The sequence below is a fragment of the Devosia pacifica genome (genome assembly GCF_014652635.1).
Classification (GTDB): Bacteria; Pseudomonadota; Alphaproteobacteria; order Rhizobiales; family Devosiaceae; genus Devosia; species Devosia pacifica.
Window position 1 is genome coordinate 403871 of the sequence record NZ_BMZE01000004.1, and the last position, 22212, is coordinate 426082.

Sequence of the window (22212 nt, forward strand, 5' to 3'; positions counted from 1 at the left end):
GGTTCATTATCCCGCTGAGGTCGCGGCCGTGGCAGGGGCGGGTTCGGGTCAGCTGCGGTCTCGGTATCTTGGGCGAATACCATGTCCGACTGAAACAGCGAGCCGCTGCCAAGTGCGATGAGGACTACGAGAAGCTGAAAAAAAACGCGCATGCTTTTCAGGACAAATCTTGTGGCATGGGAAACGCCTATTTGGCGATTGGGGTGAAGCTGTGTCACAGACGCAGCGACAATGAAACAGCTTTGCGGTGCCCGCCGAACCCGACACCGGTTCGCGCGCCAGAATGGAGGTACAATGCCAGCCAACGAAACCCTGCGGGACTACCTGTTGACGCGTCGCTCGGTGGGGCTGGCGTTCTTGAAGGATCCCGGGCCCAGCGCCGATGAGCTTGAAACCATGCTGCGTATTGCCACACGCGTGCCGGATCATGGCAAGCTGGCGCCTTGGCGGCTGGTGATCTTTGCTGGCGACGCCCGCGCCGAAGCGGGCGAAAAGCTCGCGGCAATCGCTTCGCGGCGAAACCCTGCGGTCGAAGCTGCGGCGCTTGATGCAGAGCGGCGCCAGTTTCTGCCGGCGCCGTTGACCATCGGCGTCATCTCCACCGCCCGCGAGCATCCAAAGATCCCCGAATTCGAGCAGCTGATTTCCGCTGGCAATGTCGCGTTCAATCTCGTTCATGCTGCCTACGCCATGGGCTTTGCGGCGCAATGGGTAACGCGCTGGTTTGCCTATGATGATGAGGCCGCAACCACGCTCGGGGCTGGGGCGGGAGAGCGCTTTGTCGGATTCGTTCACATCGGCACGCCCGCCACGACTATCGAAGACCGGCCACGGCCAGATATTGGAGACGTGGTAACTTATTGGCAAGGTTAACACGGTCTTAACTGGGGCGGCATATGGTTGTCGCGGTCTTGAAGGACAGAGAATACTATGGGCGTTGAACCGATCTCCATTCCACAAAACCTTGCCCGCGCGCTTGATGCCGCGGGCACGCGCAATGGCGTCGACTTCGGTTACCTCGTTCAAACCGCGATACGTGAAAGCAGTCTGAACCCGGAAGCGAAGGCCTCCTCCTCGAGTGCAGTCGGGCTCTTCCAATTTCTAGAAGGTACATGGCTGCAGGTCGTGAAGCAGGAAGGCGCACGCCTTGGTTATCCGGATGTCGCCAACAGCATAGAAGTGGATTCCTCCGGACGTTACTTCGTGCGTGATTCCGCCGAACGCCAGCGTATCCTCGCCATGCGTGAGGACCCGCAAATGGCAGCGGATATGGCAGCGGCTTTCACCCGCAACAATGGCGCCTTTCTAGAGGAGCGGTTTGGCCGCATGCCGAGCCCCGGTGAACTCTATATCGCGCACTTCCTCGGAGCAGGGGGCGCGGCCAAACTCTTCGAGGCCGGGCTAAACAATCCGGATCAGCCCTCCACAGCGATATTCCCGCGTCAGGCTGCAGCCAATCCCTCGATTTTCTACGAGAATGGTGCGCCGCGCACCGTGCGCCAATTGTACCAGACGCTGGTCGCCAAGCATGAGCAGGAAATCAAAGCGGATGTCGCGCGCCAGAGCCCGGCGCAGGCCGAGAGTGCCCAGGCAACCACGCCAGAGCCGGTCGCCTCACGGTTTGCTCCGACCAACGTGTCGTTTACCGGGCTCTTCCGGACGATACCGGAAGGAAACGCTCTGCCACCTCTGGCGCCTGCTGAAAACGCTGGTAACGCAGCCTTTTTCACGCAGCTTTATGCTCGATAGTTCAGGCGTGCTTGTATGGTGAACCGTTCCTTAAGCCCTGTCTGCCACAGTGGATGGAGTTAGAGGGATGAGTGCGTGCGTTCATGATCGGATACGACGAGTTTTTCGAGCTTTCGCAATCTGCTGACAGTGAAAAGCGCGGCATTGCGGCCCATCTGGCCGCAACCGCCTATCTCCGACACGATGGTCCGGCTGACGAGCACGCAGCGCTTTACGCGGCACTGTTCGGTTTTCTCGAAGACCGCTCCGTGAAGGTGCGCGCCGCATTGGCCTACGGGTTGCTGCATGCAGAAGAGGCACCACGCGCCTTGATGCTGGCTCTGCTTCACGACAGCTCGATCATCTCCCGGGCAGTACTGCAGTATTCGCCAGTACTGCTGGATGCCGACATGCTGAGCCTGCTGCCGGGCCTTGAGCTTGAAGGACTACTTGCGATTGCCCATCGTGAGCGCCTGAGCGAGCGTTTGGCGGCCAGACTGCTGGCGCTCAAGCAGCGACCACTCACGCTCCATATTGTGCAGCGGCTTGATGTGCCGCTCGGATCGGAAAGCCAGACAGCGACGGTGGCGCATTTTGCAGAGGATGCACAGATCCGCGGCGCACTGCTTGCGCGGCCCGACCTGGTGCCATCTCTTCGGCTGCAACTGGTTGAGCGTGTGGGCGAGGCGCTGCGGGATCTACGCGTCGTCAAGGGATCGGTGGCGCCGGATCGCCTGAACAGGATGCTGCGAAATGCTGTCGACGCGGCAGTGGCGACAATCGGCGATCTTCCGAACACCGACGCTCGTGGGCTGAGCTATGCCGCGAGCATGATCGAGCAGGATCGCATCAGCACGCGAGTGCTGCTCCATGCGCTTGTTCATGGCCAGGTATTGTTCTTCGCAAATTGTTGCGCCGAGCTTTCTGGCACGCCCTCTGGCAAGGTCTTCGCGCTGCTGGAAACCGGCAGCCGGGCAGCCCTCAATGCCCTGTTTTCCAGATGCTCCTTATCGCCGGCCGTACGCAATATTTTGGCGCGGCTGATTGCTCACGCGCGTCAAGTCGATCTGTCGGACGATCTGGCGGCTCGCCACTACATCGTCACGGCGCTGACGGAGGAGCTTATCGCCGAGCATGATGGCGATATCCCGGAGAACCTTTCTGAAGCATTCGCTTATCTCAGCGAGCAGAATGCGGTCCTCGCGCGCCAGGCGGCAAAGGGTGTGATGATGGCGTTCGCCAGTCAAACGGACGCTGGTCTCGGAGGGCAGATCGAATGCCATTCGCAGGCGGGCAGGCTGGCGCTGCCAGCGGCCTAGTACCGGAACTGCTCGATAAGGATGCGCTCTTCGAGGCTCGTGCCGGGGTCGAACAGCAGCGTAACGCCCGACTGCCTGTCTTCACGCACGGTGACGTCGAGAACGTTCTGAAACTCCACATTGTCCGCAACCGCATTGACAGGACGCTTCTCCGCTTCCCGGGTGCGGAACGTGACGACCGCGCGGTTGTTCAGTATCGCACCGCGCCAGCGGCGCGGGCGGAACGGAGAAATCGGTGTCAGCGCCAAGAGCGGCGAGTCGATCGGCAGGATCGGGCCATGCGCCGAAAGGTTGTATGCGGTAGAGCCGGCAGGCGTAGACAAGAGCACGCCGTCGCAGACCAGCTCATCCAAGCGCGTCTCGCCATCAACCAGTATCTGCAGCTTTGCAGCCTGGTACGTGCCGCGGAATATAGAGACTTCGTTGAGCGCCAGTGCCTTTTGGCGATTACCTGACCGGTCCACGACTTCCATCGAGAGCGGGTAGATTTCAGTCGGAAGCGCCACTTCGAGCCTGTCGAGAAGGTCGGCCCGCGCAAAATGGTTCATCAGGAAACCGACAGAGCCGAAATTCATACCGTAGACGGGGATTCCGTGCGGCATCACCTGATGGAGGGTCTGCAACATAAGACCATCACCGCCTAAGGCGACGATGACATCGGCGTTCGCCAAACCGACCTCACCATAGGTTTCGCGGAGTCCGGCCGCCGCCGCCTGCGCATCTGCCGTATCGCTGGCCACGAAGCTCAGCTTGCGACGTGCTTTGCTCACGCTGCCCTCACTTGGCAAAGGGTCGCGAGTCCGTCGCGACAATTGACGTGCGAGCCGTCTAGCACGCTGGATAAGCGTACGCCAGTGAACCCAAGAGGCAGCAGCGAATCATTTCAGTTGGCAAGTAACTCCAATTTTGTCAAAGTTCAGACAGTTAAGGATTTATTAATTTTTCATATAGGAAAATTGCATGCAGCGTTCTGGGCAAACGTTTGCAGGCGAGGCACCGAAGGCCTCCCCAGTGGAGCCCGGTGGCTTGCCGCTCCCCATTCCGAAAGTCGGGTATATCGATTTCGAGAAACGCTGCTTCGATTTCGTCCTGTCCTTATTTGCCTTAGTAGCGCTTTTCCCCGTCTTGGCGGTCGTTTCACTGTTGGTCGCCATGGAGCGGCGAGGGCCGGTGCTGTTTCGCCAGCAGCGCCTTGGACATCACAGGCACGTCTTCACCATCTACAAGTTCAGAACGCTGCATGATGGCCCCGAGGGTAAGCGTGCAACGGCACTTGGTCGCTTTCTTCGGCGGGCCAGCCTCGATGAATTGCCTCAGCTATTTAATGTTCTGAGAGGCGAAATGTCGTTGGTCGGGCCGCGACCACATGCAATCGGTCAGGGAGAGCGGCCGCTCGATCATCTGGTCAACGCCAATCAGGAGCGCTTCGCGGTAAGGCCCGGCCTGACGGGGTTGGCGCAGATATCTGGACACCGCGGCGCCATGAACGACCTTAAGGACGTACAGCAGCGGCTGGCGCACGACATCGCCTATGTCAGGCAGGCCAGCCTGCGAGCGGACATTGGCATTATCTGGTCGACACTCTGGCAAGAGGTCGTCACTGGCAGGGGCAGCTGAGGCCTGTTTTAGGGGTGACGCAGCTTTTGTGCGCTTGAGCCGAACGAGACAGCATCCCTTGTCGCGCGCGCCCTCTCATTGAAAATGCTGTTGCGTCTCATGGTCTTGAGACGAGTCCCCTTGCGGACGTATGCCTTAAGCACCCTGCGGAGCGACATTCCGCCGGGGCTTCGCGTCTGCCTTCCCCGGCAGGCCAACAAGGGTAGGAGGCGGCCGCATGGGGTCTGGCGAACTCACACATCTGCGCAGGTTGGAATCCGAGAGTATCGAGATTCTGCGCGAAGTTGCCGCGAGCTTCGAACGACCGGTGATGATGTACTCCATCGGCAAGGATTCGAGTGTGCTTCTGCACCTCGCGCGAAAAGCCTTCTTCCCGTCGCGCATCCCGTTCCCGCTGCTTCATGTCGATACCACGTTCAAGTTTCGCGAGATGATAGCGTTTCGTGAGTGGATCGCTGAAGAGTACGGGTTCGAACTGATCCGGCACACGAATGCTGAAGGCGTGCGCAACAATATCAATCCCTTCGATCACGGTTCATCGCGCTATACCGACATCATGAAGACGCAGGCACTGCGCCAGGCACTCAACGCCGGGCGTTACGATGCCGCCATAGGTGGCGCGCGTCGCGATGAGGAGAAAAGCCGTGCCAAAGAGCGTGTTTTTTCGCACCGTAACGCCAGCCACGCCTGGGACCCGAAGAACCAGCGACCCGAGCTTTGGCGGCTCTTCAATACGCGCTTGAACCCAGGCGAAAGCATGCGGGTTTTTCCGCTTTCCAATTGGACCGAATTGGATGTGTGGACCTACATCTACGCCGAGGACATACCGATTGTGCCGCTTTACTTCGCGCGCTCGCGGCCGGTGGTTGAGCGCGGCGGCACGTTAATCATGGTCGATGACGACCGGCTACCACTCGAGCCCGGCGAGATGCCGCGCGAAGAGACGGTGAGATTTCGCACGCTTGGGTGCTATCCGCTGACCGGTGCGATCCGGTCCAACGCCAGCACACTGGTTGAAGTCATCATGGAGATGCAGGCCAGCCGGACATCCGAACGGGAAGGGCGCCTCATCGACTCCGACCAGGTTGGCTCGATGGAAAAAAAGAAGCAGGAAGGGTATTTCTGATGTCACTCGCGAGCCCCCTGCCTGAGACTCAATCCGAAGCCGAGATATCGCGCTGGCTTCAGGAGCAGACCGATAAGTCGCTGTTGCGCTTTCTGACTTGTGGCAGCGTCGATGACGGCAAGTCGACCCTCATCGGACGGTTGCTCTACGACAGCCAGCTTATTCTCGATGATCAACTGACGTCGTTGCGCTCGGAAAGCCAGAATCGCCACGTTGGCGACGAAGGCATCGACTTTTCACTTCTGGTCGATGGGCTTACAGCCGAGCGCGAGCAGGGCATCACCATCGATGTCGCCTATCGCTTCTTTTCGACAGACAAGCGCAAATTCATAGTTGCCGATACGCCTGGCCACGAGCAGTACACCCGCAATATGGCGACAGGCGCCTCGAATGCTGATCTTGCATTGCTGCTGGTGGATGCGCGCAAGGGATTGCTGACGCAGACGCGGCGCCATAGCTTTATCCTTTCACTGATCGGCGTGAAGGACGTCGTGCTCGTCGTCAACAAGATCGACCTTGTGGACTACAGCTCGGACGTGTTCGACCGGATTGAACGAGAGTACCGCGAATTCGCGGCCGAGCTCGGCTTCAGGAGCATTTATGCGGTTCCCGTCTCTGCGCTGCGCGGAGACAATGTCGTTTCGCGAAGCGAAAAGATGCCATGGTTCACTGGAGAGCCCTTGCTTCCCTATCTCGAGAGCATCGACGTATCGGAGGATCATGAAGCGCGTCCGCTACGCTTCCCAGTGCAGTGGGTAAATCGTCCAGACCTTGATTTTCGAGGGTTCTCGGGCACGTTGACGGCAGGGCGCGTATCAGTCGGGGATGAGCTGCTTGTTGCATCTTCCCGTAAGCCCGCGATCGTATCCCGTATCGTTACGATGGATGGAGACTTGTCCGACGCTGCGGCGGGCCAGGCGGTAACCCTTGTGCTCGACCGTGAGATCGATATCTCGAGAGGCGATGTGCTGGCGCACTCAGGGACGGTTCCCGAATATTCGAACCAGTTTCAGGCGCGCCTGATCTGGATGCAGGATGAGCCAGCTTATCCCGGGCGCTCCTATCTTTTGAAGATCGGCACGCAAACGGTGCCCGCCAGTCTCACCGGTCTCAAGTTCCGGACGAACGTCAATACTCTGGAGCGCGGTGCCGCCAAGTCGCTCCAGATCAATGAAGTCGGTACGGTAACGATCGCTACCGACCGCCCAGTTGCCTTCGATCCCTATGATCAGCACGGTCAGACCGGTGCTTTCATTCTGATCGACCGGATTTCAAACCAGACACTTGGCGCTGGCACGATAGAATACGGCTTGCGCCGCGCACAAAACCTCAGCTACCAGGCCTTTGACGTCGATAGGGTGGTCCGGGCCACTCTCAAGGGTCAGACGCCGCGCATCGTGTGGTTCACCGGATTGTCCGGTTCGGGCAAGTCCACAATCGCCAATCTGGTTGAACGGCGCCTGACATCCGAAGGCAAGCACTGCTACATTCTGGACGGTGACAACGTCCGTCACGGGCTGAACAAGGACCTCGGCTTCACCGATACCGATCGTGTCGAGAACATCCGGCGCGTGGCTGAAGTTGCGAGGCTGATGGCAGACGCCGGCTTGATAGTCCTCGTCTCATTCATCTCCCCTTTCCGCAACGAGCGTCGCCTGGCCCGAGAGATTGCGGGTGATATCTCGTTCACCGAGGTTTACGTCGATACGCCTCTGGAGGTTTGTGAAGCGCGCGATCCGAAGGGCCTTTACGCCAAAGCCAGGGCTGGGCAGATCAAGAATTTCACCGGCATCGATAGCGTCTTTGAGCCTCCAGAAATGCCGGATCTCACACTCAATACCGCCGAGCAGGATCCTGCCGATCTTGCGGACGAACTACATACGCTGATCAGCGCGTGACCGACCGGCGCTCCGGCGCTGCAAAAAAGCCGGCGAGGTTGTACAGATCCGCCGGCTTTTTCGCTTCAACCTGCTGGCTAACCGCAACGAAGACTTTCGCTTCGGTTCCGGCGGCTGCCACAAGTCGCATCAGGTGCCGCCGCGCCAGCCGGTGCGGAGTGTCCGCCCACCGGGTAAGAAACAGCAGTGCATCCGAGAGCGGCGCCAAATACATGGCGTCAGCGGCGTTATCGAGGGCTGCGCTGTCCAGGAGCACAACGTCGAAACTTTCACGGGCTGCAGCAATCAGCTCGACCAATGCCGCGCTGACGATAACCCGGTCCACTTCATACGGCGGCAAGGGCTCGCCCGCTGGCAATATTGCCGCCCCGGACACGCCGTCTCGGATAATCAGCCGGTTGAGGTCGATTTCACCAGACGCCCTGAGATAGGCGGCAAGCCCCGGGCGCGACGGCGCAATGCGTCCGGTGCCAGTGCTCCGCAAATCGCAATCGATCAGGAGCACTTTCCGTCCGGCCATTGCAAATGACCGCGCCAATGAGAGCGCGGCGGTTGTCTTTCCTTCGCCTTGCCTGCTGGAGGTAAGCGTCGCAACCAGTGCGCCCGCTGTTCCCGTCTGGTGCTGGAGATTTGCGCGCAGGATCCGGATAGCGTTCGCGTAGCCGCCTAATGGCCGCTCCAGTATCTCCTCGCTTGGGCCTTCGGAGCCAGCCGGGAGAGTGACGTGCGGGATAGCTCCGATGGCTGGCAAGCCGAGATGGCGTTCAGCATCGTCTTCGCTATACATGCCGCCGGTCCAGGCCTCACGCAAATACGCTAGAAGGCAACCGGAACCGAGACCGACGAGACATCCCTCGGCCAACCATGCCAACACGTTTGGTTGGCTGGGGGTGAGTGGGGCGATTGCTGCGGACACCACATTGCTATGGGCCATCTGTAGGCCCGCGAGATCACGAAGATCGCGTCCGCGTGCCTGAAGCGCTCCGAGTTGCCGCGAAAGCACCGAGCGGTCTTCCCCCGTGGCGTTCGCAAGAGATGCGCGGACGGCCTCGATACGCGCATTCATCATCTGCTCTGCGCGAGCAAGACTCTCGGTTTTCGCGCTGATCTGCTGCGCCAAATACGCATCCACTGTCGTGTTGGCCAACACCGCCGCTCTGTCTGGAGACATGGCCAGTGACGAAACTGCCAGAATATTTGTTAGTCCGCGCCGCTCCGCGCGAATGCGCTGCTTCAGTCGTGATAAAGCACGCATTCTCGGAGCATCGATGCTCGTTTGGGCAAGCGCCGGTATCCAGCGCGCTGTCCAGGGTTCGGCAGCAAATTCCGGATCCGCGGCTAGGTTCAGCCTATCCACCACCTCCAGCAAGATACTGTCGGACTTCAGGATCTCAACCTCGGACTGGACACGGGCGCTTTCGCTTCCCGATGGAGGTCTGTCCTGGGGAGACAACAGGTTTTGAGGTGTCGGATCTACTATTATTAGCGATGTAGCCGAATAGAGCGGACGCTGATACGCCGCTCCAAGCGCTGCGACGCTTAGGCCCAGCACAATAAACAGGGTGATCAGCTTCAGGTGGCGGCCGAAGCCAGCCATAAGGCGCCGCAGGTCCATGTCTTCATGCACGCGCCTATCCCCCCGTCGCACACTTGCTGGACGGATAGTGCCTAAATACGCTCAGGTGTTCAAGAAATATGGCTCGTCGTTGCTAGACAGACAAGCGGCAGTCAAGATGCCGCTGTGATAGGCGCCGGTATCGACGCAAATCCGCTTCGCGCTTAAGTACGGCTCCGCTCCAGGCGTGTGGCCATGCACCACGCGCATGTCCAGCTCTTCCGTTCTGGCTGAGAACTCCTTTCGAATCCACAACAGATCGTGGTCCGTTTGCTGGTCAAGTGGCACCGCTGGACGAACGCCGGCATGGACAAACAGCGCACCCGGTACTGCCAGATATGTAGGCGCGCACTCTACGAAGCTGCGGTGACGCATCGGAATCGCCCTGACAAGGGCCGCCTCGATCGCTTCCGGGGCTCCAAGGACCTCATCCGGATCAAGGCCGTAGGAAATGAGGGTGTCGATGCCGCCATTGGCAAGCCAGGGCGAGGCAACATCCGGCTGCTGCATGAACTCGGCCATCAACTGCTCATGGTTTCCTGCCAAACAAATGCGAGGCAGGGGGCTTGATGCGGGGTTCGATGCCCATTCCAGCACGTCGGCAGATGTGCCTCCGCGATCGATATAGTCGCCGAGCATGACGATGAGGCACGCCTCGGCGTGCTCGCCCGCGTCCTTTACGATCATGGCTAGCAATGCCTGCAGCAAGTCAAAGCGACCATGCGTGTCTCCGACAGCATAGACCTTGTGCGGCCACTGAGGCAGGCTCAGCCGCGGGCGCACTGATGCCTGGGGGCCGCCGGCCACCTGAACGGCATGCGCCAGCGCGTGGTCGCTCCGGAATAGGCTGTAGTCAGCTGTACCAGATGCCATCATCAATCACCGGGGCGACGCCGGCTACGTTCTCGGGGCTTTCCGACATGTTCATCAGGACATTAGCCATATCCCTGCGTCCGCTGGCGAGCTCGCCGACCCAGAAGGCATACCCCTCGGCTTCAGCCGGACGTCCTAGAATGTTGACGTAGAATGCTGAGACCAGCGCCCCGTCGGTCGGATTGCTGCCGTATAGGTCTTGAAACTCGGCTGATCCGACGAAGGCGCGCGCCGTATCATAAAGCGAGCGGCCCTCATCAAGCTCATTGATCCAGAAGCGTAACCCGGAATCATCCGGGGTGCGATTAAAGGCCGACTGATACAATCGATATGCCTGTCCAGCATTGCCATCGATATCTAGAGCCAGCGTTCCGTCACTGAAGTCGAGGCGCTCGATTGACGTCAGTGTGTCACGGCCTTCGGCATAGCGGCTCCCAAGGTCGGCCACAATGATCGTGCCATTGCTATTGACCTCTACGCTGTAGACATTCCTCGAAAGCGAATAGAAGGCTGTGTCGACACCCTGGCCGCCATCGATGATGTCGTCGCCACCACGGCCGTAGATCACGTCGTTGCCGGCATTTCCCCAAAAGGTCTCGCTGGCATTGGTCCCATCAAGAAAGTCGTCGCCTGTGGTGCCGATAAAGTCACGGGAACTCTGTGGAAGCGATGCGGCGCCGTAAAGGGATTGAATGCCCTGAATGTCAGCGGCAGTAAGGTCAACGATATCGTTTTGGTAGGCGTACATGATGGTGTTCGGATCGGCGCTGTGGGCAAGGCCGATCGTATGTCCGATCTCATGCAGGGCGACGGTGTAGAAGTTAACGCCGCCGTAGCTGCCATTCACTGACCAGTTCTCTGCGGAATCAAAGCGTATTTCGGCGGCATCGTACCGGCCGAAATCCCCGGCATATGCAGGGTAATAGAGATACTGAGCTTCTCCGAGTGTTGCACTTGGTCCATCGATGTAGTCCCAGCCAAGCCGTATGTCGCTCGAAGCGGTATCGACGGTTTCGACGAAGTCGATATCGGCAACTGACTCCCACGTCTCGAAGGCGCGCCGTACTGCGTCTTGGTAGCCGGGGTCCGAGATCGCGTAGTCATAGCTGAAAAAGCTGCCGTTTCCGGCGGCGAAGCTCCATGAGACCTGACCACCGGTTGTGCCGAGCTTAGCGCCGCCCCACTTCACACCGGTGTAAACATATCCACTCATTCACGGTCCTCGATCTCGCAACACGCTCAATCTACTACGCAAACGGGGTTACTGCCAGGTTTCGATCAGAGCACTCGGGCCGGTACGATGCCGGACACTGCATTGTCCATGATGCTCACAAGCCTAAAAATACTCCGGAGGAACAAAGAACAGCTTGTTCGAGGTAGCTTGGATAAATCCGGAAAAACAGTGCTTGTGGTGGAAGACGAGCCGCTAATAGCCCTCATGCTCGAGGACACCCTCGAGGAGCATGGCTGGCACGTGTCTTCGGTTGCCATGAATGAAGCCGATGCGGATAGTTATCTCTCCAAGGAAAGCCCGGACCTTGCGGTGCTCGACGTTAAACTGGGCGGGGGAACAAGTGCTCGCCTCGCTCGCGTCTGTAGTGATCGACAGATCGCGACAGTCTTTGTTACCGGCTTGGGCGCAGAAGACCTGCCGCCGGAATGTTCTGGCCGACCGGTTCTCCAAAAACCGTTCTCTCCCGAGGACCTGCTTGCGGCCTTGAAGGCAGCCTAAGCTTGTGTATGTCGCCGCGACGTGTTCTCTGCGAACAGCGGAGTTTTTTGCTGACGGTAGCCAGGAGGTCGCGGCTTGGACGAGATGACGGGCAACCATTTAGTGGACCTGTTGAGCAGTGACGATCAAGACGCCCTCGTTGGAAGAGCGCACCGCGTACAATTACGGCAGGGGGCGGTGCTCGAGGAACCAGGTCAAGGTGTGCGCGCGGTTTACTTTCCGGTCAGCGGCCTGCTCTCAATAATTGCCGACCTGCCACGAGGGCGGGACATCGAAATCGGTGTTATCGGATACGAAGGCATGACGGGCAGCGGGCTCGCGCTTGGCGACGATCAAGCCCCCTTCGCAACGATCGTTCAAAGTCCCGGAGATGCTCTAGTTATTGAAAGAGCAGAGTATCTTGCCGTTGCGGAGCAACGTCCACGAGTGGCGAATTTGGCACGCCTCTTTGCCCGAGCCTTTTCGATCCAAATCGCATCGACGGCGCTCGCCAACGGTCGCGCGAAGCTCGAGGACAGGCTGGCGCGCTGGCTGCTCATGGCTCAGGACCGCCTTGACTCTGACAGGGTGCGAATGACGCACGAGTTCTTTGCGGTGATGCTGGGTGTCCGCCGCGCCGGTGTCACGGAAGCGTTGCATCTTCTCGAAGGCAAGCATCTGATTTATTCGCGGCGCGGCGAAGTCATCATTCGCGATCGTGAAGGACTTATTGATCTGGCAGATGGATCGTATGGCTTTCCTGAACAGGAATACCAACGACTACTTGGCGCTCCCGATCGCGGACGGTAGTAGGCGGTGATGGATTGACGTATGCGTCATCTGTGTCGGTAAGCCATTGTATTAAAGGATATTTGCGCGTGTCGCGAGCCGCTTAGCGGCTAGGTACGATAGCGGACCCGACGTTGCGGCGCGCTGATCAGTCTGTAAGCATCAGGCTTCCGGGGCCGCAAAAGACTTTTAACCATCGCCCCGTAACGAGGGCTTGTATGAAAGAATTGCGGCAGGACACGGTCCGCAACGTTCTTTTGCGTTCCATGAACTCTGCTGACTTTGACGACTTGGTCCCTCATTTGGACCGAGTGGTGCTTAAGAGGCGGCATACTCTAGAGGTCGCAAACCGCCCGATCGAGCATGCATACTTCATAGAAGATGGTCTTGCGTCTTCGATCGCGCGCATGGGCGATGACCGCGATATAGAGATTGGTGTTACCGGTCGCGAAGGAATGACTGGGGTTTCTGCGATTCTCGGCGCGGGGCAATCCCCTCACATGACCATAATGCAGGTCGAAGGGTGGGCTTGGGCAGTATCGATCGAGATTCTCCTGACGCTTCTGGATGCCAGCGTGACCTTGAGGCAATTGCTGCTGCGCTACGTCCATACGACGCTAGTGCAGACCGCGACTTCGGCTTTGGTCAATGCGCGCGCACGCCTCGAAGAGCGCCTTGCGCGTTGGCTGCTTATGGCCAGCGACCGACTAGGCGGCAACGACTTGCGCCTCACGCACGAGTTTATGGCCGTGATGCTTGGTGTGCGGCGGCCTGGCGTCACTGAGGCGATGCATATTCTGGAAGGCTATGGCTTAGTGCGCGCGACCCGTGGCCAGGTTTCGATTATCGACAGGGGACGTCTTGAGGAGTTTGCCAACGGTGCCTACGGTGCGTACGAGGCTGAGTATGCGCGGCTCATGGGGTCGACATTGGGCGGAGCGGGCCGTCGTTACTGACATTGACCTCTCGACGCTTGCCTAGGCAGGCTCGGTTTCTCAGGCATTTAATGGCTTTCCGGGCCTTGCGCCGGATAACTCGGTGCGGTCAACTGTTCCTACGAGCAGTCGGGCGGCCTGCCCACCTGCTAACTTCAAACTAGCCGTGAGACTGCAATGCCCAAGTTTGTTTTCCAGTATCGCGTCGGCGATGAAATCGTCGAGGAACTGGGGGCACACGAACACGATGATCTTGAGGATGCAGAAGAATCAGCGGTGGAGTGGGCCCGTCGCGTGATGCGACGTGTGGCCAAGCAAGGGGAAGATCTGATGGCACCGAGGTCGGTCGAAATCAGTGACAACGCAGGCCATGACCTTCTTTACATCGTCTTCTGGGGTGCGCCGGACACCGACGAGAGCGAGACTGTCCACTAATCTAGCTACTCGATTTGTCGCGTAGTCGGTTCATGCGTTGCAAGAGCAGAGCCACGCCGCTGCAGAACAATGCCCATCCGGCACCAAGCGCCCAGCCAGCAACGACATCGCTGGGGAAGTGAACGCCGAGATAAAGCCGGCTGATGCCGACAAGCAGCGTCAGACACATGGCGAAGCCCAGGTAAAAGCCTCCCAGGATTCTATCCTCCGAGAGGCGGGCCATGAGGGCACCGATAGTCAGGTACGTGACTGCCGAGAGCGTCGCGTGCCCGCTCGGAAAGCTATTGGTGAAGTGCTCGGCGGCGCTTTCAAGCTCTGGCCGTGAGCGACCATATCCTATTTTCAGCAGCGAGCTCAGCAATGCTCCGCCTGCCACCGAAGCCAGGATAACAATGGCGGCGCCGGCTTTGCGTCGAAGCAGGAACGACCCAACAACGCCAAAAACGAATATGAGAAGCACGGTATAGCTGCCGAGGGCTGTGATATCGCGCCCCACTTCGTGAAGCCACGGCGGCCCAGCCATCTGATCGACATTCCCCGGGGCGCGAAACCAGGCAAGAACGGTGGTGTCGAACCATTCGGTTTCGCCTTCGTCCACTTCGTCGGCTAGTTCGAGGAATCCCCATCCAAGCCCGCACGCCAGACCAAGCGTGACAAGCAGCAAGAACTCGCCTCGCACAAGATCCAGAATTTTCCAGGGTAGCCGCGCGGGCTCAAGTCTCGACATGCTGCAATCTTCCAAGTCTATTAGGTTGCGCGCTTGGCCATACGTTCCAGATCATCCCGGTCCGGCGCGTCAACCTTCCTGTAGATCGCTTCGATGATGCTGTAGCCGCCAAAGGCAACGAGGCCCAGCGCCGCGATCCCGTAAAGCCACGTGCCAAAAGGCAGGGCACGTACCCAGACCAAAGCATCCCGCAAACCGCCGGCATTGTCAGGGGTCACCGTAAAGCCGGCGTAGATGAAGAACCCGCCGACGACGATGAATAGCGCGCCTCGTGCACTGAGGCCGAAGACGCAGATTGCATAAAGTAGTCCTTTGGTGCTGGGAAGGTATATCCAGCGTTGAAAGGTGCCTGCAACACCACGGTAGATCTGGACGAGACCCACAACGGCCACAATTGCGCCGGCAATGCCAACCAGCCACGGGCCGAACGGCTGGTGCATCAACCACGACGAGATGCTTTGCTCGGAGTCGCCACCTCCACCTCCGCCTCGTCCAAGGGCCAGGCTGGCTGCACTTGCGGCAATCGAGCCGTTGGCAATAGCGCTGGCGAACTGACCTATCCGGGTCAGGACACCCTTCATGTTGTTCTTCTGATCGTCAGCGTTGAGGACCGACTGGGCCAAGCGCCATACCACGTGACCGATCATGCCGACCGCGACCAGCCCCAACAGGATCTGGCCAAAGGGCTGTCTCAGGAGGGTGGAAAGAGCCTCTCCGGAATCCGCAGCGTCACTCTCGCCCCAGAAGACCGAAAGAAAACTCAGTCCACCGATTAGAAAGTAGACGACGCCCCGCGCGCCATAACCTGCTCGCGCCAAGACCTCAGTTGGCCCGTCAGAGTCGTCGACGCGCGCCTTACCCAGTATTCCTTTTGAAACGACGTTCCGCATAATGCCCCCAAGGTTATGAGGCACAATGATGGCAATGCGCTTTCAGTTCCTGCTGGGTCCTAATGGAGCAACCGGACGAGCGGCAGCTTGTTGCGGTGCGCTGACGTACTGCCACCATCAGTTTCGGCAGCTACTCGTGCGGGTTTCGCGGGCGGCTTTGCGTCCACGGCCATCTGCCGGTGATCTCGACCTCGAGCGACAAGCTGAGGAACGTCCGGATGAGAACAATACCACCCAGCACCAGGACGCTGTCGAGCGTGGGCTCAACCGCAACCGTCTGGATGATGTCCGCCGCCACGAGGAGCTCCAGGCCCAGTAGAATACCGCGTCCGAGTGTCGCCCGGGCCCTGTGGTAAGCCGGAATGTCACGGGAACTAAGAGTGTAGTTTACTGCAGCAACAAGAATACCGCCGCAAATCACCAGAATGCCGATGACCTCGATGCTCCGAGTCACGATGTGCAAGAATTCGGCGAGTAGGGGATCCAAGTGATGCTCCTGTTGATGCCTGCTGAGCCTATCCGGCCCTTGCAGCCTCCGATAGCGAGAGCCTGGACGGTACCTTGAAGCGCCTTCGGAGAGTTAGGTGAAACGCATGCCTTTTGGGATCTCGACAATACCCACATCAGCGTGCCGTGGGACGAGGTTTCGCTGCTTGAAGGCGGCAATGTCGGGACATCGGTTACCAAAGCAAACATAGGCAAATTCTATGCTTCGAAGCCGAGACGGCGCAAGTCGACGACGATCTCCACGGCGGCCCTTCGGTCTTCACAGCTACCGACTTGAGCGGCGATTGCGCTTCCCTCACTGACAGCCTGCTTTTGGCGGTCGTGTAGAGTAAGTGTTCAAAAAGATGGGTCGGCAAGCCGACCCATGTTTTCTAGTGAATTAGGACCCGTCAGTCATCAGTCTGGACCGCCACGCAAACCCCCGGGCTCATTAGCGCCTGGAGGCAAATCATCCTTGTCCCGCTCGAACTCCTGGTTCAGATCCTCGTTAGTTTTTTGCGTATCTTGCCGCTTCTCGTTCTCGGGTTTCTTTGGGGCCCGACCCTTGTCATCGTTCATTGCCGTCTCCTTTTGTCGGAGGCTCAATGCGCAGACCGCTGTCATGTTTGCACCGCGAAACGCTAGTCGAGGCTTACGAACTGGTCCACTTGCAGCGGGACGATGATCTTCGGCTCCAGCACCTCCAGTTCGAACCGCTGTTCGAACATGATGGCAAATCCCGTAGCAAACTTGCGCACAACGCGACCGACGACGCTGCCCAAGGCAAGCACCGAGCCGATCTCCGGATCCACCTCGGCGGACACAGCGGCGCCCGTGGCCGACATGTCGATGACGAAGCAGCGCACCCGGCCACGCCCCGGAATTACAAGATGCGAATTTGGAGATCTTGGCAGCACGCGCTTCGACTGCCGGTTGTCGGGAACCTGAAAGTTGCGGTGCTTTTCAGCCCAAATGACCTTTGCCGCCAGTCGCTTACGCTCTTCCGCACTCAAATCGAGGTCGACGACAAGGCTGTAACCAAGGTTCCGGCGCACGTGGCCGGGCAGCATGCCGAACTCGGTGAAATATGTCGTCACCGTCTCTCCGACCTGCGCGGGCATCGGGCCAGAAAAGGTCAGCGAGATTGGCGATATACGTTTGAGGCGGCAGGCAAACGCACGGGAGCGGCTGCCCTGGCCCGGCTTCTTGATCAGGTATCGCCCCTGCGCACTTGCAAGGTGGCTCACTCGATCATTGATCGAGAGTTGGTCGGGTGTCTGGCCGGCGGTGGCACTCGTGTTCATCTAGGCCGCCTTTATTGCTGATCCCATAGGCGTGGATGGTCTCAGCAACTGCCTAACTAAGTGTTTCATATGGCGTGCATTTTCGCCGTATGGGGCAAAGGTCCGAAAGCGGACAGTGCCATAGGGCACAAAAAGTAACTTATGTTAAGAATCCTGCTGAGGGGCGAGCGGGGTGAAGATCGCGCGCCGGCGCTATAGCGACCTTCTTGTAATTGCTGCAGGCTCTTCGGTGCTCATCCCGAGGCCGGGTTAGCCATGGCCGTGCCGCTGCCTGCGTCGTCATCATTCTTGCCGGCGGAATATGCGCGCGACAGGTCGCGATAGGGGCGAGAGTTGAAAGCGGCGATCGTCACGATCAAGCCAATCATCCCGGCAAGAGTGAACACCAGCGCCATTCCTCGATCCGGCCCAGTGCCGAACCAGCCGCCGATAGACCGGGCGCCATCTCCATCGGTCATGAACGGGATGACCACGAACTGGGTGAGGGGGCCTATGATGAAGGCCGTCAGGGGAGAGGCCGACTGCTCCACCGATTGCGCGAAGCCGAAAACGCGGCCCTGTCGTTCCAGAGGCACGACCTTCTGCAATGTCGTGTGCTCTGCCGCCTCGGCAAAGGGCGCCAGGAGCATCCAGACGAAACAGCCGGCTGCCAGAAGCCATATAGAGGACTGGAGCGTGAATACGCAGCACGTCGACCAGGTGATGAGATTAACGAGAAGCAGCGTGCGGAGTGGATTCTTGCCCAGCCCGGTGCGTGAGATAACGATGCCGCTCAGGATAAAGGCCGTCGATAGCGCCCCGAACAACAAGCCCCAGATTTCGACACTCACCAAAGACAAACCATAGGCGTCAAGCAAGGCCATGAAAACGCCAGCGAGGAAGTTGTTGAAGCAGGCAAAAAAGATCAAGGCGAACAGGCCTGGCACCGCCGCAATGACGCCGATCGTGCCCGCGAGGTCAATGCGCTTTCGGGTGTCAGGTTGGCCAGGACTACTCGGCGCAACGCGATCTTCCGAGATGTGCACGACGGCGAGATGCAACAGCACAAGCAATGTGCTGGCAAGGGCCAGGCTGATGACGCCGAACATGCCGGTATAGGCGACGAGAAACCCTGAAATGACGGAGGTCGTGAGAAATCCGATGCCAGAGACCATGCCGACGAGGCCGTTGGCCTTATCGCGTTCGTGTTCCGGTATCAGGATTGTCACTAGGGTGGACAGAGCAATGGAACGGATATTGCCGGCGATCACGCCCAGCATCACCATGAGCACGAAGCCCCAAAGATACGGTCCGTACGGGTCCGTGAAGGCGCCCTCCGGCTCCAGTAGCAGGATCCCGAGGCTTGCGAGATAGAACAGCGCCGAGACCACGCCCGAGCCAAGCATGGCCGTTTTCTTTGGGTTGTGGTCAACGATCGATCCGAACCAGAAACCGAAGGCTGCGGTGAAGACCAAATAAACGCCCGCGATCATACCTGTCGCGAACACAGATTGAGTTTCGAGGAATGTCCAGAAGGTGATCGCGAACCAGACTGTAAAGTTGGTGACGTTCGCCACAAGGTTGTTGAACAGGATCTGGTAGAACGGCTTCATCGGCGGGCCTCATTCCTGCGGTCCCACGCCATGTTGGCGGAGCTTTCTTGTTGTAGCTCTACTCCAGCCGACTGACGAGATGTGTCAGCAGGACTTGCAGCGGCGACGAGCGAGCCGGCACCACTTCTGAGAAAGTTTTGTCTCTTGATGCCGTTATTCCGGTCAGTCGACGGGGGCTTTCAGTAGGCCGCGGTCTGGGCGGATAAAATGTTCCAGCTCTTGGACGGCCGCATCCCGAAAGCGCTCTCGCTAATTCAAAAATATAACGCCTTTTTCAAGCAAAATAGGTCATGTGTTCTGCATGTGTTATGATCGATATCGGCAATATTGCTGCAATAAAATTGATCGGAATTACATGAACGTTCCAACATGGGTAAAGCCCGGCGTCTATGGCGCAATTCTCGGTGGCGCTATCGTTGCCATCGTCGGATTCTCCTGGGGCGGGTGGGTGGCCGGTGGCTCCGCTGCCGCGAGCGCCGAGGAAGCGGCGCAGCAAGGGCGTACCGATCTTGCAGCGGCAATCTGCGTCCAGAACTTCATCGCCGACGAAGGCGCCCGCGACAGCCTCGCGGAGATGAAGGCCTTGACCAGCTCGTTCCGCCAGCGAGACTACGTGGAAGAGGGCGGCTGGGCCCTGATGCCCAACACCGACGAAGCTGCGAGGGCAACGATGACCCTTTGCGCGCGGATGATTGCCGAGCTGGAGCCCGAAGAGCTGCCTGTCGTGGCCAACGGCGAAGTTATAGAGCCCGGCGAAGTCATCGAAGAAGATGTTCCGGTTGTCGCGGAGCCCGACTCTACGGCAGGGTCCGCACCCGCTGCGGACGCACCTGTTTCAACTGATGGCGAAAGCGAGCCCGTCGAGGAATTGTCGGCGCCTGTCGACGAAGAGGTCGAGCCTTCGGTAGATAGTGACGGCACGGTCGTTCAAGACTAGCGACCGACCGCGGCTAGCAGGTCCGGCCCAGCGCATCACAGCAGCGCTCTTGAATTTGGTCTGCTGCTTTAAGGCGGAAACTCGGAAGGCTTGTCGCAACGCGACGAGCCTTCTTCGCGTCCAAGGATAAAGCCGGCGTCAGGACAGCTGCCATCCGAGTCAGCGATTTAGCTAAAGTCACCAGCCAGCAGATTCGCCGCTTGGCCAATCCTATTGCTGGAGTGAGGCCTGCCTACGGAATGAGGGGCGGGCAACAACGGGCGATGATCGATGGAAGTCCGGGCGCGTCCGTTCAATTAACGCCCGACATCTGATGCTGAAATGGTCTGAGCATTGATGGCCCAGCTCACAATCCGGCCATTCTCGCGACCGGACGCAATCATGATGCCGACTAGGCGCCAAGTCTCGATGTCGATAAGGGGGCCTCCCGACAGGCCGCGTTCGACATGGCAGTCGGTGACGAGCAGGTTCTCGTCGATGCCGCTTTTCATCCGACACTTCGGCGAGGCCGAGACCATTTCCGGGCGTTGCTGGGCGAATCCAGCGGTAATGAACCGGGTGGAGGGATTCACTCCATCGGCTATCTGCAAGGGTCGGAATACTTCCGGAACGGTGTTCGCCAGATGAAGGACAGCATAGTCGGCTGACGACGGTGCGGGCCCGCGCGGAGCGTATCCACTACCGAGCATAACTTCGTCGGCAACGGTGTGGAATCCGTAATTGCCTCTATCGTAGCCGAGCACAACGTGGATCGATTGCGGTCGCATAAAATGCCCGGTGCGGGCGTTGAACAGGCAGTGCGCTGCGGTCAGGACGCGGTCAGGAGATATGAGGACGCCGGTGCAACGCCCATAGGCACTGTTGTTGACCTGAGCGATCGCGGACCAGCGATCTGTATTCACATCGACGGGACTCAGCTCGGCTGCCAGAGCGGGAGCGATAAAACATCCCGCCAAGAATGCCATCAAGAGACGTTTCATCGCTTCCTACTGGCTGCCTAGTATGGCGTGGGCATGTCCGAGTCCGAGCACCCGCCCGGTTAGGGACGGACTGGTCCGCCTATTGGCCCGATCTCAAACCAGCCCGTGCCATCGAAGCCCCACTCTGAATGGGCAACAGAGTGGGGCTAACAGGGTTGATTGCCTTCCCAATCGGGCGTCAAGGCAACCGAGGGGATTGGAGCAAGTCTCGTACAGCCCATCAAGGCGCTCGACCGTCTCAGCGTTGCAGCGAGGTTATCGCGGTTTAGGCAAATTGCTCTATTTGCCTATTCGAAAGCTTCAATCGCGGTGCGGGCGGCACTGAAGAGGCTCTGATCATGTCCAGCTATCCCACCAGCGTTCTCGTCGCGACCGGCGCCCGGCTTCTCAAGCCAATCATCGAGCAGAGGATCGGCGGTGGCGCTCTCTGTTCGACGTCGCCTAGCGGTCGCTCGCGATGCTGATCGATGCGCGGACCGAGATATGTGAGCTTTCACGGGAAATCGCTCGGAGCGGGGGCAGGGGTGAGGCGTCTTTCTAGCTGGCGACCTTCTCTAATCAGGAGTAGCTTCGCGGCGTATTGAGGGACTTGCTTGCAGAGAGGCTCCATCGGGTGGGACGTCTGATCGTTTGCAATTTCATGACCATCGACGGCCTCTACACGGGCCCGGATGGCGACATGGGGCCCTTGTTCGCTCACCAACACCCGGACTATGCCGGTAACGACGATTTCGATCACTACAATCTGGCAATGCTCAAAGCGGCAAGCTATCTGCTGCTGAGCCACACTGCCTTTATCGGCAACAAGTCCTACTGGACAACCGTTCCGGGCGATCCTCAGGCCACGGTTGTCCGCAAGGACTACGCGGAACTGATTGCCGATGTCCCCAAGCTGGTCGTGTCCGACAAGCTCGGAATGGAAGACACCCAGCCTTGGCGCAATACGACCATTATCAGTCGGAAGAACGGCCTATCAGAATTAGCCAAGCTTAAGCAGCAGACCGAGGGCGACATTCTCGTGATACTGAGCCACTTGCTGTGGCAAGATCTGCTATGCCATGGCCTCGTCGACGAGTTGCAACTTACCGTCTTCCCACTAGTGGGCGGCGAAGGAACTCCGGTGTTCACTCAGCGCCCGAGCGTTCCGTTCAAGTTGCTCCGCAGCCAAAGCTGGCCACGCTCAGGCAATTTGCTCATGGTCTACGGCTGTAGCTGACGCGAAGGCATCCGCATACCGAGGTAGATGATCG

The 22212-nt window shown here is 58.9% G+C and carries 23 protein-coding genes; 12 read left to right on the forward strand and 11 right to left on the reverse strand.

Annotation, left to right across the window (positions count from 1 at the left end):
- Window positions 1-294: 294 nt before the first annotated feature.
- The 3 genes from IE127_RS18255 (at window position 295) to IE127_RS18265 (ending at window position 3047) form a co-directional block, all read left to right on the forward strand.
- Window positions 295-873: a nitroreductase family protein gene (locus tag IE127_RS18255; protein WP_189427210.1), complete on the forward strand. Its 579-nt coding sequence runs from the start codon at window positions 295-297 to the stop codon at window positions 871-873.
- A gap of 57 nt (window positions 874-930) precedes the next feature.
- Window positions 931-1749 (forward strand): transglycosylase SLT domain-containing protein, encoded by an 819-nt coding sequence (locus tag IE127_RS18260; protein WP_189427211.1) that lies wholly within the window; start codon window positions 931-933, stop codon window positions 1747-1749.
- 83 nt (window positions 1750-1832) lie between these two features.
- On the forward strand, window positions 1833-3047 hold the full coding sequence (locus tag IE127_RS18265) for a DUF2336 domain-containing protein (protein WP_189427212.1): 1215 nt from the start codon (window positions 1833-1835) through the stop codon (window positions 3045-3047).
- Here IE127_RS18265 and IE127_RS18270 read toward each other — a convergent pair.
- A complete protein-coding gene (locus IE127_RS18270) occupies window positions 3044-3889 on the reverse strand; it encodes an NAD kinase (protein WP_189427268.1) in 846 nt (281 codons plus the stop codon). The genes IE127_RS18265 and IE127_RS18270 overlap by 4 nt on opposite strands.
- Window positions 3890-4007: 118 nt before the next feature.
- Between IE127_RS18270 and IE127_RS18275 the strand changes: the two genes are divergently transcribed.
- The 3 genes from IE127_RS18275 (at window position 4008) to cysN (ending at window position 7688) form a co-directional block, all read left to right on the forward strand.
- The gene (locus tag IE127_RS18275; RefSeq protein WP_189427213.1) at window positions 4008-4664 is read left to right on the forward strand and encodes a sugar transferase; all 657 of its coding nucleotides are present in this window, start codon (window positions 4008-4010) and stop codon (window positions 4662-4664) included.
- 217 nt (window positions 4665-4881) lie between these two features.
- On the forward strand, window positions 4882-5790 hold the full coding sequence (cysD, locus tag IE127_RS18280; protein ID WP_189427214.1) for a sulfate adenylyltransferase subunit CysD: 909 nt from the start codon (window positions 4882-4884) through the stop codon (window positions 5788-5790).
- The gene (gene cysN, locus IE127_RS18285) at window positions 5790-7688 is read left to right on the forward strand and encodes a sulfate adenylyltransferase subunit CysN (RefSeq protein ID WP_189427215.1); all 1899 of its coding nucleotides are present in this window, start codon (window positions 5790-5792) and stop codon (window positions 7686-7688) included. The genes cysD and cysN overlap by 1 nt, the downstream gene beginning before the upstream one ends.
- Here the strand turns inward: cysN and IE127_RS18290 are convergent.
- From IE127_RS18290 to IE127_RS18300, 3 genes are read right to left on the reverse strand one after another with little or no spacing between them, the layout of a single operon-like run.
- Window positions 7678-9315: a tyrosine-protein kinase domain-containing protein gene (locus IE127_RS18290; protein WP_189427216.1), complete on the reverse strand. Its 1638-nt coding sequence runs from the start codon at window positions 9313-9315 to the stop codon at window positions 7678-7680. The genes cysN and IE127_RS18290 overlap by 11 nt on opposite strands.
- Before the next feature lie 51 nt (window positions 9316-9366).
- Window positions 9367-10176 (reverse strand): metallophosphoesterase, encoded by an 810-nt coding sequence (locus IE127_RS18295; RefSeq protein WP_189427217.1) that lies wholly within the window; start codon window positions 10174-10176, stop codon window positions 9367-9369.
- Window positions 10157-11389 carry a matrixin family metalloprotease gene (locus tag IE127_RS18300; RefSeq protein ID WP_189427218.1) on the reverse strand — a complete coding sequence of 411 codons (1233 nt, stop codon included), beginning with the start codon at window positions 11387-11389 and terminating at the stop codon, window positions 10157-10159. The genes IE127_RS18295 and IE127_RS18300 overlap by 20 nt, the downstream gene beginning before the upstream one ends.
- Window positions 11390-11497: 108 nt before the next feature.
- On the opposite strand from IE127_RS18300, the gene IE127_RS18305 reads away from it, so the two are divergent.
- From IE127_RS18305 to IE127_RS18320, 4 genes are all read left to right on the forward strand, one after another.
- Complete coding sequence (locus tag IE127_RS18305) at window positions 11498-11908, forward strand: response regulator (RefSeq protein ID WP_244640339.1); 411 nt, start codon at window positions 11498-11500, stop codon at window positions 11906-11908.
- Between the two features lie 84 nt (window positions 11909-11992).
- Window positions 11993-12697, forward strand: a complete 705-nt coding sequence (locus IE127_RS18310) for a Crp/Fnr family transcriptional regulator (protein ID WP_244640341.1) — start codon at window positions 11993-11995, stop codon at window positions 12695-12697.
- Between the two features lie 293 nt (window positions 12698-12990).
- On the forward strand, window positions 12991-13632 hold the full coding sequence (locus IE127_RS18315) for a Crp/Fnr family transcriptional regulator (RefSeq protein ID WP_244640324.1): 642 nt from the start codon (window positions 12991-12993) through the stop codon (window positions 13630-13632).
- A 156-nt stretch (window positions 13633-13788) separates the two neighbouring features.
- Window positions 13789-14046, forward strand: a complete 258-nt coding sequence (locus tag IE127_RS18320; RefSeq protein ID WP_189427221.1) for a DUF6894 family protein — start codon at window positions 13789-13791, stop codon at window positions 14044-14046.
- Between the two features lies 1 nt (window position 14047).
- Here IE127_RS18320 and IE127_RS18325 read toward each other — a convergent pair whose 3' ends face one another.
- From IE127_RS18325 to IE127_RS18350, 6 genes are all read right to left on the reverse strand, one after another.
- A complete protein-coding gene (locus IE127_RS18325; RefSeq protein ID WP_189427222.1) occupies window positions 14048-14773 on the reverse strand; it encodes a phosphatase PAP2 family protein in 726 nt (241 codons plus the stop codon).
- Between the two features lie 20 nt (window positions 14774-14793).
- A complete protein-coding gene (locus tag IE127_RS18330; RefSeq protein WP_189427223.1) occupies window positions 14794-15663 on the reverse strand; it encodes a DUF1206 domain-containing protein in 870 nt (289 codons plus the stop codon).
- Window positions 15664-15793: 130 nt separating this feature from the next.
- Entirely contained in the window at window positions 15794-16150 is a 357-nt protein-coding gene (locus IE127_RS18335) for a DUF1622 domain-containing protein (protein ID WP_189427224.1), read from the reverse strand.
- Window positions 16151-16566: 416 nt separating this feature from the next.
- Entirely contained in the window at window positions 16567-16728 is a 162-nt protein-coding gene (locus tag IE127_RS18340) for a hypothetical protein (RefSeq protein ID WP_189427225.1), read from the reverse strand.
- A gap of 62 nt (window positions 16729-16790) precedes the next feature.
- Entirely contained in the window at window positions 16791-17453 is a 663-nt protein-coding gene (locus tag IE127_RS18345) for a PilZ domain-containing protein (protein WP_189427226.1), read from the reverse strand.
- A gap of 233 nt (window positions 17454-17686) precedes the next feature.
- Window positions 17687-19045: an MFS transporter gene (locus IE127_RS18350; RefSeq protein ID WP_189427227.1), complete on the reverse strand. Its 1359-nt coding sequence runs from the start codon at window positions 19043-19045 to the stop codon at window positions 17687-17689.
- Window positions 19046-19400: 355 nt separating this feature from the next.
- On the opposite strand from IE127_RS18350, the gene IE127_RS18355 reads away from it, so the two are divergent.
- Window positions 19401-19982, forward strand: coding sequence for a hypothetical protein (locus IE127_RS18355; RefSeq protein ID WP_189427228.1), 582 nt, complete (start codon window positions 19401-19403; stop codon window positions 19980-19982).
- Window positions 19983-20278: 296 nt separating this feature from the next.
- Here IE127_RS18355 and IE127_RS18360 read toward each other — a convergent pair whose 3' ends face one another.
- Window positions 20279-20962, reverse strand: a complete 684-nt coding sequence (locus IE127_RS18360) for a trypsin-like serine peptidase (protein WP_189427229.1) — start codon at window positions 20960-20962, stop codon at window positions 20279-20281.
- A 613-nt stretch (window positions 20963-21575) separates the two neighbouring features.
- Here IE127_RS18360 and IE127_RS18365 point away from each other — a divergent pair.
- Window positions 21576-22178, forward strand: a complete 603-nt coding sequence (locus IE127_RS18365) for a dihydrofolate reductase family protein (RefSeq protein ID WP_189427230.1) — start codon at window positions 21576-21578, stop codon at window positions 22176-22178.
- The last annotated feature ends 34 nt before the right edge of the window (window positions 22179-22212 follow it).